This window comes from Nocardia sp. NPDC050413 (assembly GCF_040655475.1).
GTDB classification, from domain to species: domain Bacteria; phylum Actinomycetota; class Actinomycetes; order Mycobacteriales; family Mycobacteriaceae; genus Nocardia; species Nocardia coubleae.
Genome location: NZ_JBFAJZ010000005.1, coordinates 17441 through 33785, shown reverse-complemented (window position 1 = coordinate 33785; position 16345 = coordinate 17441). Strand labels below are relative to the sequence as shown.

Here is a 16345-nt window from a genome sequence, read left to right as displayed (position 1 = left end):
TGCGCGCCGCCGGGGACGACCCCAGCTCGGGCGCGGGCACCGGTTGGCCGGGAGTCGTTGTGCGGCAAGGCTGGTCGGGCCGTGGTGAACCGTCGTGGCAGGCCGCGGCGGGCCGAGTTCACCCCGCGTCCTTCCGTCGCCGAACGGTTGGCGGCCGCCGACGACCTGCTGAACGGGTCGGTCTCGGACGCCGGGGGAGTGTGGTCGCGGGCCGTCGCCTGGATCCTGCGGTTGGCCTTGGAGCAAGCCGTGGACGAACTCTGGGCTCAGATCGCACCGGAACTCATGCGCTGCCCGATGCGCGCCCAGCTGCTCGCTCTTCGCGTCTATGCCGGTCCCGAAACCGCAGGCCAGGTGGGTGCGCTCTGGGCGGCGCTCTCGCGCGCGGCCCACCACCTCGACTACGAGATGGCGCCGAGCGTCACCGACCTGCGCCGCTGGCGCGACCAGACGACCGAATTGTGGCGGGCCCTGGAACTGGTCCCGTTGACGCACCAGACCTTCGGCTGAGCACGGTCGGCGATCGGCCGCCCGCACGCACCCGGCAGGATGACCCCATGGGTGAAGCGAAACCATGTCCGTGCCGGCGCGGCGAACCGTTCGATGCCTGCTGCGGCCCGATCCTGGCCGGTGTGCGCGCGGCGGCGACCGCCGAAACCCTCATGCGCTCGCGCTACACCGCCTACGTCGTCGGCGACACCGACTACCTGCTGCGATCCTGGCACCCGGAGACCCGCCCGAAGGACCTCGAACTCGATCCCGACCAGCGCTGGTTGTTCCTCGAGATCGTGCGCACCGAACGCGGCGGACCGTTCGACGACAACGGCACCGTCGAGTTCATCGCCCACTACCGGCTCGACGGCACGCGCGACAGCATGCACGAGGTGAGCACCTTCGTCCGCGTCGACGGCGCCTGGGTGTACCTCGACGGTGTGTTCGCCGCCTGAACCGGGGATACTGCACCGGTGGCCCGCATCGCGATCGAATACTGCACCCAATGCCGCTGGCTGCTGCGTGCGAGCTGGATGGCACAGGAACTGCTGAGCACCTTCGGCACCGATCTCGCCGAGGTGGCGCTCGTGCCGGGGGAGGGCGGCGTCTTCCGGATCACCCTCGACGGCGATCAGCTGTGGGAACGCAAGGCCGACGGTGGCTTTCCCGAGATCGCGGTGCTCAAGCAGCGCGTTCGCGACCGGATCGCACCCGAGCGCGACCTCGGGCACGTCGACCGGCGCGACTGATCAGCAGCAGCCGCCCCCACCACAGCATCCGCCACCCGCGGGCTGTGCCGCTGGCATCGGCGCGGCGCCGCGGCCCACGGTGGCGAAGGTGGTCAGCAGTTTGACGGTGTCGTCGTGGCCCGCCGGGCAGGACGCCGGATCCGAGGACTGTGCCATCGGCCGGTTCACCTCGAACGTGTCGCCGCAGGAGCGACACCGGAAGCTGTAGTTCGGCATGCGGCAAGTGTAAGTCGCCACGGCGGCAGCGACACCTGGCCGATCAGCACACTCACAGCTATCGAATTCCGGTGCGATGCGGTTCGCCGCGCACCGCGCTGACGTCGATCGGAAACCCGCTGCCCGAACGCGGTCCCGGCAGCCCAGATCGCCCGTCGACGACACCGTGAGGAGGCCGAAGCTGTACCGCCGAGTAACCGTTACCTGCGGAGATGGTGCGTTGGCGCCGTGCCAGTGGCCTGTCGACGTACTCTCGTAAGGAGTCACCAGGTGCTGCGGCCCACGGGAGCAAACGCACAGGCACTCGTGGATCGCGCCGGCTAGGAGGTGTGCGATGAGCATTCAGCCCGATCTCGACCAAGGCACGTGGACCCACGAAGCCGAACCACTGGCGCACACCGAGTACGGCACGGTCAGCGGAATCTGGGAGGGGCCGGTCGCCGTGTGGCGCAGCGTGCCCTACGCGAAGGCACCCGCCGGCCCGGCACGATTCCGCCTTCCCGAGCCGCCGAAGCCCTGGGAGGGCGTGCGCGACTGCGCGGTCTTCGGTGAGATCGCACCACAGGCGATGGGCGCGATGGTGCCCGTCGACTCGGATCTGCGGATGGGCGAGGACTGTCTGTGGGTGAACGTGTGGTCGCCCCGGCCCCAGCCCAGCGACGACGAACCGCGCCCCGTGATGGTGTGGCTGCACGGCGGCGCCTACTGCCTCGGCACTGCCGCGCAGACCATCTACAACGGGCGCAGACTCGCCGAAGCGGGCGACGTGGTGGTCGTGACCGTGAACTACCGGCTCGGGGTACTCGGTTTCCTCGACCTGTCGTCCTTCGGCGACCAGTTCACCCCGAACCTCGGCCTGCACGATCAGCTGGCCGCCCTAGCCTGGGTCCGCGACAATATCGCCGCGTTCGGCGGCGACCCCGGCAATGTGACGGTCTTCGGCGAATCCTCCGGCGCGGGCTGCGTCACCGCGCTGCTCACCGCACCGGCCGCCGACGGGTTGTTCCACAAGGCGATCGCCCAGAGTCCGCCCGCCACCACGGTTTTCGGGCAGGAACGCGCCGCCATCGTCGCCCAGCGGTACCTGGAACTGCTGGAACTCGGTGCGGGCGAAACGGATCGGTTGCTCGAGCTGCCGATCGAACAGCTCGTGGAGGTCGGCGCGGTACTGCTCGACGAGGTGCCGACCAAGGAACCGGGCAGGCTGGCCGCCGCCCCGGTCGTCGACGGGGACCTGTTGCCCGCCTATCCGATCGACCGTTTCCAGCAGGGTCTTTCCCATCGGGTGCCGTTGCTGATCGGCAGCAACAAGGACGAGGCCTCCCTGTTCCGGGTGCTCAAATCCCCGATCATGCCGGTGACGCCCGACGCAGTGAACGCCATGCTGCAGGACGTCGCCGCCTCGCACCCGGAGATGTCGCCGGAACGGATCGCCGAGATCACCTCCGCGTACCCGGATCTCACCAAGATCCGTGGCGCGCTCGCCATGTCGACCGATGCCGCGTTCCGTATGCCCGCCGCATGGGTCGCCGAAGGGCACGCCCAGCACTCACCGACCTGGAAGTACCGGTTCGACTACGCGACACCGATGTTGAAGGCGGCCCGGGTCGGTGCCGGCCACGCCACCGAATTGCCCTATGTGTTCGGCAATTTCGGCACGCTCAACCACGACCCCACCTTCTGGCTCGGCGGTCGCAAGGTCTCGCTGGCGGTGTCGGGCCGGATGCAGCGCCGCTGGCTGGCCTTCGCCGAACACGGCGTGCCCGCGGCACTGGACGGTTCCAAGCACTGGCCGCGCTATCTGCCCACCGACCGGACCACCTTGCTCATCGACACCATCGACCGAGTCGTCGACAATCCCGACGCCGAACTGCACACCGCCTGGGGCGACCACGCCGTGGGCTTCAGCTGAGCAGTGTCACACGTCGGTGGAGAAGCGGATGCCGCCGTCGGGGATCTCCACGCCCGGCCACACCCTCGCTCCGCGCAGCAGTTCGCAGCGGGCACCGACCTGGGCGCCGTCACCGATCACGCCGTCACGCACCAGCGCACGCGGCCCGATCCGCGCGCCGAAACCGACGATCGACCGTTCCACGGTCGCGCCCGCTTCGACGACCGCGCCGTCGAAGATCACCGCACCGTCGAGTCGCGCACCCGCACCGATCTCGGCGCCACGCCCGACCACGGTGCCGCCGATGAGCAGCGCGCCCGGCGCCACCCCCGCACTCGGGTGCACCAGCGACTCACCGCGCTGACCAGGCAGCGCGGGCGAGGGGGCGATGCCGCGGACCAGGTCGGCCGAACCGCGAACGAAGTCCTCCGGGGTACCCATATCGCGCCAGTAGGAGGCATCGACGTGACCCTGCACGCGGGCACCCTCGGCCAGCAGCGCGGGGAACACTTCGCGCTCCACCGACACCGGGCGACCGGTCGGGATCTTCTCGATGTACTCGCGGCGGAACACGTAGCAACCGGCGTTGATCTGGTCGGTCGGCGGATCCTGGGTCTTCTCGAGGAACGCCGTGACCCGGCCTTCCTCGTCGGTCGGCACACAGCCGAACGCGCGCGGATCGCTCACCCGGACCAGGTGCAGGGTCACATCGGCGTTGGTCGACTCGTGGGTGTCGAGGATCGCGCCGAGGTCGGTGCCGCCGAGCACGTCACCGTTGAAGACCATCACATTGTCGGCGCGCAGCTTGGGCAGCACGTTGCGGATACCGCCGCCGGTGCCGAGCGGTTCGGTCTCGGTGACGTACTCCAGGTCGAGCCCCAGCTCCGAACCGTCACCGAAGTGCTCCTCGAACACCTCCGCCTTGAAGGAGGTGCCGAGCACGACGTGGGTGATCCCGGCCTCGGCGATGCGGGCCAGCAGGTGGGTCAGGAACGGCAGCCCGGCCGTCGGCAGCATCGGCTTGGGCGCCGAGAGGGTGAGCGGACGCAGCCGCGTGCCCTGTCCGCCGACGAGGATGACCGCGTCGGTGCCTGCATTGCCTGCCATCGAGTTTCCCCTGTTCACAGTGGACCGGCCCTACTCAGGCGCCGGTTCGCGCTTTCTCACGCAGCGCCGATCGAACCGCAATCCGGGAGCGAACCGCAAGTCCGGCCCGCAAGGCGAGCCGCAGCGGCGCCTGCCACCAGTGCGGATGCCGGTCGGCCTGGAAGCGGTAGGCGCTGGCGTGGTGGGCGGGCAGCATCAGTTCCGGGTGCTTGCCCGCGGCGTGGCCCTTGGCGTGGGTCACCTCGGCGTCCGGGACGAACACATTGTGCCAGCCCGCCTTGCCCATGCGGTCGCCGAAGTCGACGTCCTCCATGTACATGAAGTAGCGCGAGTCGAAGCCGTCGATGGTGTCGAACGCGGCGCGACGCACCAGCAGGCACGAGCCCGACAGCCAGCCGACCACGCGCTCCGACAGCTCCTCGTTCTCCTGCCGGTACCGCACCGACCAGGGGTTCTTCGGCCAGATCGCGCCGAGGATCGCGTGCCCCGCACCGTCGGCCAGACCGGGCACCCGCCGTGCCGAGGGGTAGACGCTGCCGTCGGGTTCGCGGACCATCGGCCCGAAGGCGCCCGCGCGCGGCCAGCGCTGCGCGGCCTCGAGCAGCTTGTCGATGGAATCGACTCCCCAGCGGATGTCCGGGTTGGCCAGGATCACGAATTCGATCGACGGATCGATCTCGGCGACGGCTCGGTTGATGGCGCCGCCGTAGCCGATATTGCCGCCGGTACGCAGCAGCCGCACGTGCGCGTTGGCCTCGGCCACCAGCTCGGGCACGCCGTCGGTCGACCCGTTGTCGGCCAGTATCACCTGCGGCTTCTCGCTGGTCGCGTCGGCGAGGGTGGTGATGAAGTGCTCGAGGTGCTCGCCCGGTGAATAGGTCACCGTGACGACGGCCAGACCGGCGGGGGCGGGGGATTCGGCTGCGTTCACGAGTGCGCAGCCTAGTCGGACAACCGGCGAAGTGTGTCGGTGAGTGCGGAACGCCAGGGCCGCATCGGGGTCAGGCCCGCGTCGTTCCAAACGCGGGGTGAGAGCACCGAATAGGGCGGGCGTGGCGCGGGTCTGGGGAACGCGCTCGAATCGCACGGCAGCACCCGGGCCGGGTCGGCGCCGAGCTCGGTGAAAACGGCGACGGCCAGGTCGAACCAGGTGGCGGTGCCGGAGTTGGTCGCGTGCAGCACCCGGGGTGCGTCGGGGCGGCCGGCGAGCTCGAGCAGGGCGGCGGCCAGGTCGATCGCACTCGTCGGCGAACCGAGCTGGTCGTTCACCACGGTGACGGTGTCGCGTTCGCGCTCGAGCCTGCGCATGGTCGCGACGAAATCCCCCTCGACACCGGCGTACACCCAGGCCGTGCGCACGACCTGCGCGTCGGGGCAGCCGTCGAGCACGGCCCGCTCACCCGCCAGTTTCGACTGGCCGTAGACCGTCGCCGGCCCGGTGGGGTCGTCCGGTTCGTACGGTGTGCTCGCGGTGCCGGGGAACACATAGTCGGTCGACACGTGGATCAGCCGTGCGCCGGTGGCGGTACAGGCGGCGGCGAGCACGGCCGGACCGGTGGCATTGGCGGCGAACGCGGCGTCGCGGTCGATTTCGGCGGCGTCGACGGCGGTGTAGGCCGCGCAGTTGAGCACCACCGCGCCGGGTGTGAGCATCGCCTCCACCGCCACGCGGTCGGTGATGTCGACCTGCGACCGGCCGAGGCCACGTGCGTGCGGGGCCAGACGCAGGATTTCCCGCCCCAGCAGCCCACCGGCGCCGGTTACGATCAGGGAAGCTCGAGTGGGGAAATCGGCATTCACGCGGCCAGTCTGGCACGCCGCAACACCTGCGGGTCGGCCCGACTGTGGTAACTGTTGGTTAGCCTGTGTTCACGACAGTGGGGTTTGCGGGGAGGCGTGCAGGGCGGGGCGCCGCGAGGTCGAGAGGAAGCACGAGTGCGAGAGTCGACAGGATCACCGTCGGCCACCACGCCTGCGGGACCGGCGAAGGTGATGGTGGCGATCGCGGCGGTCCTGGTGCTCGCGATCACCGGGTTCGCCTGGCGCAGCGTCGACAATCTGATCGCCAATATCGAACGCATCGGTGGGCTCGGTCTCGGCGGCGGCCGCGACGGCGCCGTCGACATCCTGCTGGTCGGTGTCGACAGCCGCACCGACGCCCACGGCAATCCGCTCACCAGCGCCGAACGCGCCATGCTGCACGCCGGCGACGAAGTGGGCACCAACACCGACACCATCGTGCTGGTCCGCGTCCCCAACGACGGCCGCTCCGCCACCGCCATCTCCATCCCCCGCGACTCCTACGTCGACGTTCCAGGTCAGGGCAAGGCCAAGATCAACTCCGCCTACGGCGCGACGAAAGAGACCGAACGCGCCAAGATGCTCGCCGACGGCGACGCCGAGGCCGACGCCGAACGCGACTCGACCAAGGCGGGCAGGCAGGCGCTGATCAAGTCGGTGGCCAATCTCACCGGCGTCACCGTCGACCACTACGCCGAGGTGAGCCTGCTCGGGTTCGTGCTGCTCACCGATGCCGTCGGCGGGGTCGAGGTGTGTCTGAACAACGCGGTCGACGAATACATGTCGGGCGCGCAGTTCCCGGCGGGCAATCAGCGCCTCGACGGCGCACAGGCCTTGAGTTTCGTGCGGCAGCGCCACGATCTGCCGCGCGGCGACATCGACCGGATCGTGCGTCAGCAGGTGTTCATGGCCCAGCTGGTGGGTCAGCTGCTCAATGCCAAGACGCTGGCCGATCCCGGCAAGCTCAGCGAGATCAGCGAAGCCGTCGGGCGCACGGTCGTCCTCGACGACGACTGGGACGTGCTGGCCTTCCTGCAGCAGCTCAAGGACCTGTCCGGTGGCCAGGTCGAGTTCGACACCATTCCTGTCGCCGACCTGAACAGCATGACGGCCGACGGCGAATCGGTGGTTCGGGTGGAACCGAAGGCTGTGCAGGATTATGTGGCCGGACTGGTCGGCGAGGAGAAACCGGCCGAGGAGAAGAAGGTCGACCCGTCCACGGTGACGGTGAGCGTGTTCAACGCTGGTGGCGCGACGGGCCTGGCGGCCAAGGTCGCGGCCGCGTTGACGGGTAAGGGTTTCCGCGAGGGTCTGGTCGGGAACTATTCCGGGGGGAGTGTGAGCTCGAGCCGGGTGCTCGCCGCCGACAGCGCCGATCCCAAGGCCGTCGCGGTGGCCGAGGAACTCGGCGGCCTGACCGTGGTCGCGGATCCGTCGCTGTCGGCGGATTCGGTGAGCGTGGTGCTGGCGAGCGACTACTCTGGTCCCGGCTCGGCCGCGGCAGGCATGTTCGATTTCGACGGAACATCCTCGGCGACCGCCACGCCAGTACCGCCCGCCCCGCCGATCGACGCAGGCCAGAACGGACCGAAATGCGTGAATTGACCTATGCGTGAGCCCCATTCGACACTGACCGACGCCCTGCTCGACCCGATCCTCGAACGCGATCCCGCCGGACCGCGCGTCACCTGGTACGACGACGCCACCGGCGCCCGCATCGAACTGTCCGGGCTGACGCTGGCCAACTGGGCGGCCAAGACCGCCAATCTGATCCGCGACGAGTTCGCGCTCACCCCCGGCGCGCGGGTCGCGGTGCTGCTGCCCGCGCACTGGCAGACGGCCGCGGTGCTGCTCGGCTGCTGGTGGGCCGGAACCGAAGTGGTGCTCAGCCCCGACCCGGACGCCGACCTCGCCCTGGTGACGCCCGACCGGCTCGACGATGCCGACGGCGTCGACGAGGTCGCGGTGCTGTCGCTGGACGCCATGGGCACACCCGTGCGCGACCTGCCGGTCGGCGTCACCGATTTCGCCACCGCGGTGCGCGTGCACGGCGACCAGTTCCTGCCCGGTGGTTTCCGGGCCGCCCTCGACGGTATGTCGGTGGGCGAGGTGCTCGACGCGGCGAAGAAATCGGCGGCGCTGCAGGGCATTTCCGCCGGTGACCGGGTGCTGTCGAGCGCGCCGTGGGACACCGCGGACGAGCTGATCGACGGGTACCTCGCCGTTCTCGGCGCCGGTGCGTCGCTGGTGCAGGTGGTCAATCCCGACGCGACCGCCACCGAGCACCGCGCCGAGACCGAACGGGTGACCGTGCGGCGCTGAGCCGCTCGTCTCCTACCTGGGTATAGGTCGGCCTCCGCCCGAGGAACGTGGTTTCTGTCACACCCCGTCCGTACTGTGGAAGACATCTTCGGCAGTACGGCGCAAAGGGGCGGCTATGAACGTCGGGTACTGGATCCGCTGGTCGGCACAGCACGGAATTCCCCGTGCCTTCCTGCGCTGGCGTGCGCGACGTGGCGACACCTTCGCCACCCTGCTCGCCGGGGAGCGGGGGCTGCACGATCCCTACCCGCTCATCGAGGAACTGCGCGGACCCGGTCTGCGACGTACGCCGTTGGCATACGCGTGCTTCGAGCACGCACAGGTGCGAAGCATCTTGCGCGACAACCGATTCGGCGTGTTCCCGGCGCTGGGCCCCGAGGTGCCGCCGCCGTTGCGCAAGCTGGCCGAACGGGTGGTCCCGCCGCCGAGCCCGGTAGAGCCGCCGTCGATGCTCGTGCTCAATCCGCCGGAACACACCAGGATGCGCAAGCCGGTTGCCTCGGCGTTCACCCCGCGCGCCATCGGCAGGCTGCGCGACCGCGTCGAAACCGTCACCACCGAACTGCTCGACGCGATGCCCGCGCACGGCTCGATCGACCTCGTCACCGATTTCGCGGCCCAGGTGCCGATCGCGATCATCGCCGAGATGCTCGGGTTCCCCGCCGCCGACCGCGAGCGGTTCCTGCGCTGGGGCGACCGCGTCACCCCGCTGCTCGACATCGGCACCTCCTGGCGCTCCTACCGGGAGGCGATGGCCGCCACCGACACTCTGGCCGACTATCTGGCCGAGCACATCGAGAAGCTGCGCGACGAACCGGGCGACGACATCCTGTCCAGCCTGGTCACCTCGGGTGACCTCACGATGCGCGAACTGCAGGCAGGCGCGGGACTGCTGATGGGCGCGGGCTTCGAGACCACGGTCAACCTCATCGGGAACGCGGTGGCCGCGCTGTCGGCCAACCCCGACCAGCTCGCCATCGCCCAGAACGACCCCGACCGCTGGCCCGACGTGGTGGAGGAGACACTGCGGTTCGACCCACCCGTACAGACCACCGCCCGGGTGGCGCTCGAGGACGTCGAGGTCGACGGGAAGACGGTGAAGGCGGGCGCCACCGTCATCCTGTCGCTGGCCGGTGCCAACCGCGACCCCTCGGTCTTCGCCGAGCCGGACCGCTTCGACATCGACCGCCCGAATGCCAAGGAGCACGTGGCCTTCAGCAGCGGCATCCACGCCTGCCTCGGCGCGAGCCTGGCCAGGATGGAAGCGGTACACGCCCTGCGCGCGCTCTACGCCCGCTACCCGGATCTGCGCTTACGCGGAGAACCGGTGCGCCGCAATCTGTTCACCCTGCACGGGTTCGAGCACATGCCGGTCGACCTCGGCCCGGTCGCGCGCGCCGGAGCGCCCGACGACCTGGCCGGAGCGATCACCCAAGGGTGAGCTAGGTCGAAACCCGCCAGCGGTAGCGGGTTTTCGGGCGTCCGGCCCGGCCGTAGTCGGCCCGGCGTTCCGCGAGGCCGTCGTCGGCGAGTTTCTCGAGATACCGCCACGCGGTGATCCGGGAAACGCCGACGGCCGCGGCGGCATCGGTGGCGGTGATGCCCGCCTCGGCCGCGCGCACCGCCCGCGACACCTCCTCGAGGGTGTGCTGCACAACGCCCTTCGGGGCGCCCGCGCGCTGGTCGGCGGTGCGCAGCGCACCGAGGGCGCGGTCGATGTCGTACTGCGACAGCGCCGCTTCGCCCGCGGGCAGGGCGGTGTCGAAATCCCGGTAGCGTTCCAGCTTTTCGCGAAAGGCGGCGAAGGTGAACGGCTTGAGCAGATACAGCACCACCCCGTGGGCGACGGCGCTGCGCACCATGGTCAGCTCGCGCGCCGAGGTGATCGCGATGACATCGGGACGCGGGGAGAGTCCGTTGAGTGCGGCGGCCACTTCGAGGCCGTTGATGTCGGGCAGCCCGATATCCATCAGCACCAGGTGGAACGGATTGCCGTCGGCGATCGCCGACGCGGCGAGATTGAGCGCGTCATGACCGGTATGGGCGACGCCGCCGGTGACGAACCCGTCGAGCCGTTCGAGATAGGCCCGGTGTGCCTGGGCGATCAACGGTTCGTCCTCGACGATCAGGACGCGGATCATGGGTTCTCCCTCAACGGAATTCGGACGGTGACCGCGCTGTGTGGTGCGGCCGTTGTGGTGATGGCACCGCCGTGTCGATCGACGAGACGGTGCACGAGTGCCAGGCCGAGGCCGGCATGATCGGATTTGGTCGTGTAGCCGCGTTCGGCGGCGCGCTCGAACATCTGCGCCGACATGCCGGGGCCGCTGTCGGAGACTCGCACGCACAGGTGCCCGTCGCGGTGACTCACCGACACCTCGACCCGCTTGTCGATGGTGCCCGCGGCCGCATCGATGGCGTTGTCGACCAGGTTGCCGACCAGCGTCACGGTTTCCTGCGCCGAGAGCGGGTCGGTGGAATCGAGCGCGGTGTCCTCGCTGATGGCGAGACTCACCCCGCGCTCGGCGGCCTGGTCCACCTTGCCGAGCAGCAGCGCCGCCAGTGCCGCGTCACCGACGGCCGCCAGCAGCCGGTCGATCAGCACCTGCGACAGCGCGAGCTCGTCGGTGGCGAACGCCACCGCCTCCTCTGGCCTGCCGAGTTCGACCATGGTGACCACGGTGTGCAGTTTGTTGGCCGCCTCGTGCGCCTGGGCGCGCAGCGACTCGGCGAAATTGCGCACCGTGTCGAGCTCGCCGAGCACCGCGCGCAGTTCGGTCTGGTCGCGGATGGTGAGGACGGTGCCGATCTGCTCGCCCTCCCAGGTCACCACGTCCTGGTTCACCAGCAGCACGCGGTCGGTGGTCACATGCGTTTCGTCGCGCACCACGCCCTGGCGCTCCTGGCGCAACGAGACGGGCAGGTCGTCGCGATACACCGGGCCCTGCGGCAGATCGAGCAGCGTGCGCGCCTGATCGTTGACCACCTCTGCGGGCCCCTGACCGGTGCCGAACACCACGAGACCCTCGTGGACCGAATGCAGCACCGCGTCGTGGTGCTCGTAGAGCGCGCGCAGTTCGTCGGGCGCCAGGCCGTGGGTCTGCCTGCGCAGCCGCCTGCTGAGCAGGAACGAGGAGAACGCGGCCAGCGCGAGCCCGGCCGCGCTCACCCCGAGGATCAGCGGCAGTTGCGAGGCCACCTGGGTGCCGATCCTGGCCCTGGTCACCCCGGCGGACACCAGCGCGACCACCCGGCCGCGGTCGTAGACCGGCGTCACCGCCCGTATCGACGGGCCGAGCGTGCCGGTGAACGTCTCGGTGAACGTCTGCCCAGCCAGCGCCCGGTCGATGCTGCCGGAGAACGGCTTGCCGATCATCTCCGGATTCGTGTGGGTGTAGCGGGTGCGGTCCGGCGCCATCACCACGATGAAGTCCATCCCGGTATCGGCCCTGATCCGCTCGGTGGTCGGCTGCAGCAGCCCGCTCGGATACGGCGAACTCACCGCCGCCAGCGTCGACGGCGCCCTGGCCACCGAGACGGCGACATCCCTGACCTGAAGTTCGGTGGCCACATCGTGGTCGCGTCTGGCGTCGAGCACGGCGAGCACCGTACCCGTGCCGATCATCAGCGCCAGCACCACCAGCTGCCACACGAAGGCCTGTCCGGCAAGCGACAGTCGTCCTCGTCGCATCCTGCCCTCCGACCTCGAACTGAACGTTATGTACCTAAAGCACGTTATGTACCAAACGTGACGGCGATCACACCATCGGTGCATGCTCGCTGCCATGAGCACAACCAGCGCGCGAAAACGAGACCATACCCACTGGCTGTACATCGCGGTGATTATCGCGGTGCTCGCGGGCATTCTCGTCGGCAGGCTGGCACCGGAGTTCGGTCAGTCACTGGCGCCGCTGGGCACCCTGTTCGTGAATCTGATCAAGATGATGATCGCGCCGGTCATCTTCTGCACCATCGTGCTCGGCATCGGTTCGGTGCGGGCGGCGGCCACCGTCGGCAAGGTCGGTGGCCTGGCCATCGTCTACTTCCTCGCCATGTCGACGGCCGCGCTCGGTATCGGGCTGGTGGTCGGCAACCTGATCGAACCCGGCTCCGGACTCGGCGAGGCAAAGCCCGGTGCGGGCGCGAAGTATGCCGAGCAGGCCCACGGTGCGGGTGGTACCTGGGACTTCATCCAGAACATCGTGCCGACCACGCTGGTGTCCTCGCTGACGGCGGGCAGCGTGCTGCAGGCGCTGTTCGTCGCACTGCTCGTCGGATTCGCGGTGCAGGCGATGGGAGCGGCGGGCGAGCCGATCCTGCGGGCGGTGTCGCTCGGGCAGCAGCTCGTGTTCCGGATCCTGTCGATGATCCTGTGGCTGGCGCCGATCGGTGCCTTCGGTGCGATCGCCAATGTCGTCGGGCGCACGGGCTGGTCGGCGGTCGTGGAGCTGGCGACGTTGATGATCGCGTTCTACCTGACCTGCCTGGTGTTCGTCTTCGGTGTGCTCGGTGCGGTGCTGCGGATCGTGTCGGGTGTGTCGATCCTGAAGTTGTGCCGGTACCTGGCCCGGGAGTACCTGCTGATCGTGGCGACCTCGTCGTCGGAGTCGGCGCTGCCACGGCTGATCGCCAAAATGGAGCACGCCGGTGTGGAGAAGACCACGGTCGGTGTCGTCGTGCCGACCGGGTACTCGTTCAACCTCGACGGCACGGCCATCTACCTGACGATGGCCTCGATCTTCATCGCCGACGCCCTCGGTCAGCCGCTGAGTATCGGCGAGCAGATCGGCCTGCTGCTGTTCATGATCGTCGCGTCCAAGGGCGCGGCGGGCGTCACCGGCGCGGGCCTGGCAACGCTGGCGGGCGGTCTGCAGAGCCACCGCCCCGAACTCCTCGACGGTGTCGGCCTGATCGTCGGCATCGACCGGTTCATGTCCGAAGCCCGTGCACTCACCAACTTCTCGGGCAACGCCGTCGCCACCCTGCTCATCGGCACCTGGACCAAGACCGTCGACGCCGACCGCACCCGCCGCGTCCTCGACCGCGAACTCCCCTTCGACGAGGAGACCATGGTCGACGACGAACACGGCGCCCCCGAACCCAAGCCCACCACCGACCCTGCCCCTGTCGCGGTGCAGTAGGACAGCGGACCGGCCCCGCCGCGACGCGGAGCCGGTCCGCGGTCGGGCACTCGGTCGCGCACACGAATCGCGGTGCGCGCCGCCCCGAGGACGTGACGCGGCACTCGCCCGCCGGCGCGGATTCGCCGCGTAGGTTGGAGAGAAAGTCGGTCGGCGAAGGGACGGCGATGGCCGAAGTCGTAGTGGTCGGTTCGGGGCCGAACGGGCTCGCCGCGGCGGTGATCGCCGCGCGTGCCGGGCTGTCGGTGCGGGTGCTCGAGGCACAGGATCAGCCGGGTGGTGGTTCACGCACCGCCGAGCTGACCCTGCCGGGCTTCCACCACGACGTGTGCGCGGGCGCGCACCCCATGGCCTTGGCCTCACCGTTCTTCCGTGCGTTCGACCTTGCCGCGCACGGTGTGGAACTACTCGCCCCGACCGTCTCCTACGCGCATCCGCTCGACGGCGGTGTCGCCGGACTGGCCTGGCGCAACCTCGAATCCACGGTCGCCGACCTCGGCCGCGACGGTCCGGCTTGGCGTTCGCTGTTCGCCCCGCTGGTCGAACACTGGCCCGCAGTGGTCGAGCTGGCGATGTCGGACCTGCGGCACCCGCCGCTGAACGTCCCGACGGGTGTGCGATTCGGGCTGCGGGTGCTCGAACAGGCATCGCCGCTGTGGAACAGCCGTTTTCACGAGGACGTGGCCCCCGCCATGCTCACCGGGGTGGCCACCCACGCCATCACCCAGCCGCGCGCCATTCCCGCCGTCGGCGCCGGACTGCTGCTCGGCACCCTCGCCCACGCGGGTGGCTGGGTGATCCCGCGCGGCGGCAGCCAGGCCATCCCCGACGCGCTGATCGCGGAGCTGGAACGCCTCGGCGGCGAGGTGGTCACCGGTCATCGCGTCGACGATTTCGCCGAACTCGCCACCGCCCGCGCCGTCCTGTTCGACACCTCACCCGCCGAACTGCTGCGCATCGCCGGTGACCGCCTGCCCGAGCGCTACCGCAACAGCCTCGGCCGTTTCCGCTACGGCGGGGCCGCGTGCAAGGTCGACTTCGCCCTGTCGGGTCCGGTGCCGTGGACCGCACCCGGCGCCGACCTGGCAGGCACCCTGCACCTGATCGGCACCCGGGCCGAGGCGATGCAGGCCGAAAAGCAGATCGCCGCAGGAAAATTCGCCGACCGCCCGTATGTGCTCGCCATTCAGCCCGGCGTCGTCGACAGCACCCGCGCCCCCGAGGGCAAGCACACCTTCTACACCTACGCCCACGTCCCCAACGGATCCGATCGCGATATCAGCGAGGACGTGATCGCCCAGGTGGAACGCTTCGCCCCCGGCTTCCGCGACCTCATCCTCGCCGAGCACGTGCGCCCCGCCGCGTTCATGCCCGCCCACAATGCCAACTACATCGGCGGCGATATCTCCGCGGGCGCGATGACCCTGCGCCAGACCGTGTTCCGGCCCCTGGCCCGCTGGAACCCGTATGCCACCCCGATTCCCGGCACCTACCTGTGCTCGTCGTCGACGTCCCCCGGCCCCGGTGTGCACGGCATGTCCGGACTACACGCGACACACCACATGTTGCGCACCCGGTTCGGCATCGTCACCGATCCACTCGACCTGTTGCGCGGCAAGGAACCCGCCTATCGGTGACTGCCGGTGGCACCGGCCTTCTCGGGACGGAAGACGTCGGGCTCGAGATAGACCGTGCGCACACTCGGCGCCGCCTCGCGGATGCGGGCGTCGGCGGCGTCGATCGCGGCACCGACGCGGCTGATGTCGAGTTCGGGCTGCATGGCGATCTTGGCGTTCACCAGTAGGTCCTCCGGACCGAGGTACTGCGTCTGCAGGCGCAGCACCCGCACGATGCGCGGGTCGGCGAGCAGCGCGTCGCGGATGGCCCGATCCTCGGCGGCGGTGGCGCCCTCACCGATGATCAGGCTCTTGGTCTCCACGATCAGCACGATGGCGTTGAAGCCGAGCAGCAGGCCGATGAGCAGCGTGCCGATACCGTCCCACACCCCGTTGCCGGTGAGCACCGTCAGGCCGACACCGGCCAGCGCGAACATCAACCCGACCAGCGCGCCCAGGTCTTCCAGCAGCACCACCGGCAGCTCGGGATTGCGGCTGTTGCGGATGAAATGCCACCAGGAGTGCTTGCCTTTCAACGGCTCCGATTCCCGGCGCGCGGTGCGGAAACTGAAGCCCTCGAGCAGCATCGACACCAGCAGGATCACGATCGCGACCCCGGGCGACTCGAGCTCGTGCGGGAACCGGATCTTGTGCACCGCCTCGTTCAGCGCGAACAGGCAGCCCATCGTGAACAGCACCAGCGCCACCACGAACGAATAGAAGTACCGGTTGCGCGTGTAACCGAAGGGGTGCAGCACGTCCGGCGCCTGCTCGGCCCGGTTGCGGCCGACGAGCAGCAGCGCTTCGTTGCCGGTGTCGGCGACCGAGTGCACGGCCTCGGCCAGCATGGACGACGAGCCCGTGATGAACGCACCGATGAACTTCGCGACCATGATTCCGGCGTTCGCGCCGAGCGCGGCCAGGATCGCGATCTTGCTGTCTCCACCTTCAGCGGCCATACCGGGGCACGCTACCGTCCGCGCCGACGCATGCCCCCGACCCTGGGCCGTG

16 protein-coding genes are annotated in these 16345 nt (G+C 69.5%); 9 read left to right on the top strand and 7 right to left on the bottom strand.

What is annotated here, in order from left to right:
• Positions 1-81: 81 nt before the first annotated feature.
• The 3 genes from AB0I19_RS14695 to AB0I19_RS14685 are packed head-to-tail and all read left to right on the top strand — an operon-like array spanning position 82 to position 1241.
• Positions 82-510: a hypothetical protein gene (locus AB0I19_RS14695; RefSeq protein WP_245655268.1), complete on the top strand. Its 429-nt coding sequence runs from the start codon at positions 82-84 to the stop codon at positions 508-510.
• 47 nt (positions 511-557) lie between these two features.
• Entirely contained in the window at positions 558-947 is a 390-nt protein-coding gene (locus AB0I19_RS14690) for a YchJ family protein (protein ID WP_357148678.1), read from the top strand.
• Positions 948-965: 18 nt separating this feature from the next.
• A complete protein-coding gene (locus tag AB0I19_RS14685; protein ID WP_067491346.1) occupies positions 966-1241 on the top strand; it encodes a SelT/SelW/SelH family protein in 276 nt (91 codons plus the stop codon).
• On the opposite strand, the gene AB0I19_RS14680 is transcribed toward AB0I19_RS14685, so the two are convergent.
• Positions 1242-1457 (bottom strand): zinc ribbon domain-containing protein, encoded by a 216-nt coding sequence (locus tag AB0I19_RS14680; RefSeq protein ID WP_067491348.1) that lies wholly within the window; start codon positions 1455-1457, stop codon positions 1242-1244. It lies immediately after the preceding gene.
• A gap of 334 nt (positions 1458-1791) precedes the next feature.
• Here AB0I19_RS14680 and AB0I19_RS14675 point away from each other — a divergent pair, with 334 nt between their 5' ends.
• A complete protein-coding gene (locus AB0I19_RS14675) occupies positions 1792-3369 on the top strand; it encodes a carboxylesterase/lipase family protein (RefSeq protein ID WP_357148674.1) in 1578 nt (525 codons plus the stop codon).
• A 6-nt stretch (positions 3370-3375) separates the two neighbouring features.
• Here AB0I19_RS14675 and AB0I19_RS14670 read toward each other — a convergent pair whose 3' ends face one another.
• From AB0I19_RS14670 to rfbD, 3 genes are read right to left on the bottom strand one after another with little or no spacing between them, the layout of a single operon-like run.
• Positions 3376-4455, bottom strand: coding sequence for an NDP-sugar synthase (locus AB0I19_RS14670; protein ID WP_067491352.1), 1080 nt, complete (start codon positions 4453-4455; stop codon positions 3376-3378).
• A 34-nt stretch (positions 4456-4489) separates the two neighbouring features.
• The gene (locus AB0I19_RS14665) at positions 4490-5386 is read right to left on the bottom strand and encodes a glycosyltransferase family 2 protein (RefSeq protein ID WP_067491354.1); all 897 of its coding nucleotides are present in this window, start codon (positions 5384-5386) and stop codon (positions 4490-4492) included.
• An 11-nt stretch (positions 5387-5397) separates the two neighbouring features.
• Complete coding sequence (rfbD, locus tag AB0I19_RS14660) at positions 5398-6255, bottom strand: dTDP-4-dehydrorhamnose reductase (protein ID WP_357148670.1); 858 nt, start codon at positions 6253-6255, stop codon at positions 5398-5400.
• 192 nt (positions 6256-6447) lie between these two features.
• On the opposite strand from rfbD, the gene AB0I19_RS14655 reads away from it, so the two are divergent.
• From AB0I19_RS14655 to AB0I19_RS14645, 3 genes are all read left to right on the top strand, one after another.
• The gene (locus AB0I19_RS14655; protein ID WP_357149372.1) at positions 6448-7860 is read left to right on the top strand and encodes an LCP family protein; all 1413 of its coding nucleotides are present in this window, start codon (positions 6448-6450) and stop codon (positions 7858-7860) included.
• Between the two features lie 3 nt (positions 7861-7863).
• Positions 7864-8577, top strand: coding sequence for a TIGR03089 family protein (locus AB0I19_RS14650; protein ID WP_357148667.1), 714 nt, complete (start codon positions 7864-7866; stop codon positions 8575-8577).
• A gap of 115 nt (positions 8578-8692) precedes the next feature.
• Entirely contained in the window at positions 8693-10018 is a 1326-nt protein-coding gene (locus AB0I19_RS14645) for a cytochrome P450 (RefSeq protein ID WP_357148664.1), read from the top strand.
• Position 10019: 1 nt separating this feature from the next.
• Here AB0I19_RS14645 and AB0I19_RS14640 read toward each other — a convergent pair whose 3' ends face one another.
• The gene (locus AB0I19_RS14640) at positions 10020-10718 is read right to left on the bottom strand and encodes a response regulator (protein WP_067491360.1); all 699 of its coding nucleotides are present in this window, start codon (positions 10716-10718) and stop codon (positions 10020-10022) included.
• A complete protein-coding gene (locus tag AB0I19_RS14635) occupies positions 10715-12268 on the bottom strand; it encodes a sensor histidine kinase (protein ID WP_357148661.1) in 1554 nt (517 codons plus the stop codon). The genes AB0I19_RS14640 and AB0I19_RS14635 overlap by 4 nt, the downstream gene beginning before the upstream one ends.
• A gap of 94 nt (positions 12269-12362) precedes the next feature.
• Between AB0I19_RS14635 and AB0I19_RS14630 the strand changes: the two genes are divergently transcribed.
• A complete protein-coding gene (locus tag AB0I19_RS14630; protein WP_357148658.1) occupies positions 12363-13718 on the top strand; it encodes a cation:dicarboxylase symporter family transporter in 1356 nt (451 codons plus the stop codon).
• 167 nt (positions 13719-13885) lie between these two features.
• Entirely contained in the window at positions 13886-15355 is a 1470-nt protein-coding gene (locus tag AB0I19_RS14625) for an NAD(P)/FAD-dependent oxidoreductase (protein ID WP_357148656.1), read from the top strand.
• Here AB0I19_RS14625 and AB0I19_RS14620 read toward each other — a convergent pair.
• Positions 15346-16293 (bottom strand): cation diffusion facilitator family transporter, encoded by a 948-nt coding sequence (locus tag AB0I19_RS14620; protein ID WP_067637479.1) that lies wholly within the window; start codon positions 16291-16293, stop codon positions 15346-15348. The genes AB0I19_RS14625 and AB0I19_RS14620 overlap by 10 nt on opposite strands.
• Between the last annotated feature and the right edge of the window lie 52 nt (positions 16294-16345).

What these genes read in the sequence shown, in the direction of transcription:
- AB0I19_RS14690 (WP_357148678.1), top strand. Translation starts at nt 558, where the DNA reads ATGGGTGAAGCGAAACCATGTCCGTGCCGGCGCGGCGAACCGTTCGAT.
- AB0I19_RS14680 (WP_067491348.1), bottom strand. Translation starts at nt 1,457, where the DNA reads ATGCCGAACTACAGCTTCCGGTGTCGCTCCTGCGGCGACACGTTCGAG.
- AB0I19_RS14675 (WP_357148674.1), top strand. Translation starts at nt 1,792, where the DNA reads ATGAGCATTCAGCCCGATCTCGACCAAGGCACGTGGACCCACGAAGCC.
- AB0I19_RS14670 (WP_067491352.1), bottom strand. Translation starts at nt 4,455, where the DNA reads ATGGCAGGCAATGCAGGCACCGACGCGGTCATCCTCGTCGGCGGACAG.
- AB0I19_RS14655 (WP_357149372.1), top strand. Translation starts at nt 6,448, where the DNA reads ATGGTGGCGATCGCGGCGGTCCTGGTGCTCGCGATCACCGGGTTCGCC.
- AB0I19_RS14650 (WP_357148667.1), top strand. Translation starts at nt 7,864, where the DNA reads ATGCGTGAGCCCCATTCGACACTGACCGACGCCCTGCTCGACCCGATC.
- AB0I19_RS14645 (WP_357148664.1), top strand. Translation starts at nt 8,693, where the DNA reads ATGAACGTCGGGTACTGGATCCGCTGGTCGGCACAGCACGGAATTCCC.
- AB0I19_RS14640 (WP_067491360.1), bottom strand. Translation starts at nt 10,718, where the DNA reads ATGATCCGCGTCCTGATCGTCGAGGACGAACCGTTGATCGCCCAGGCA.
- AB0I19_RS14635 (WP_357148661.1), bottom strand. Translation starts at nt 12,268, where the DNA reads ATGCGACGAGGACGACTGTCGCTTGCCGGACAGGCCTTCGTGTGGCAG.
- AB0I19_RS14630 (WP_357148658.1), top strand. Translation starts at nt 12,363, where the DNA reads ATGAGCACAACCAGCGCGCGAAAACGAGACCATACCCACTGGCTGTAC.
- AB0I19_RS14625 (WP_357148656.1), top strand. Translation starts at nt 13,886, where the DNA reads ATGGCCGAAGTCGTAGTGGTCGGTTCGGGGCCGAACGGGCTCGCCGCG.
- AB0I19_RS14620 (WP_067637479.1), bottom strand. Translation starts at nt 16,293, where the DNA reads ATGGCCGCTGAAGGTGGAGACAGCAAGATCGCGATCCTGGCCGCGCTC.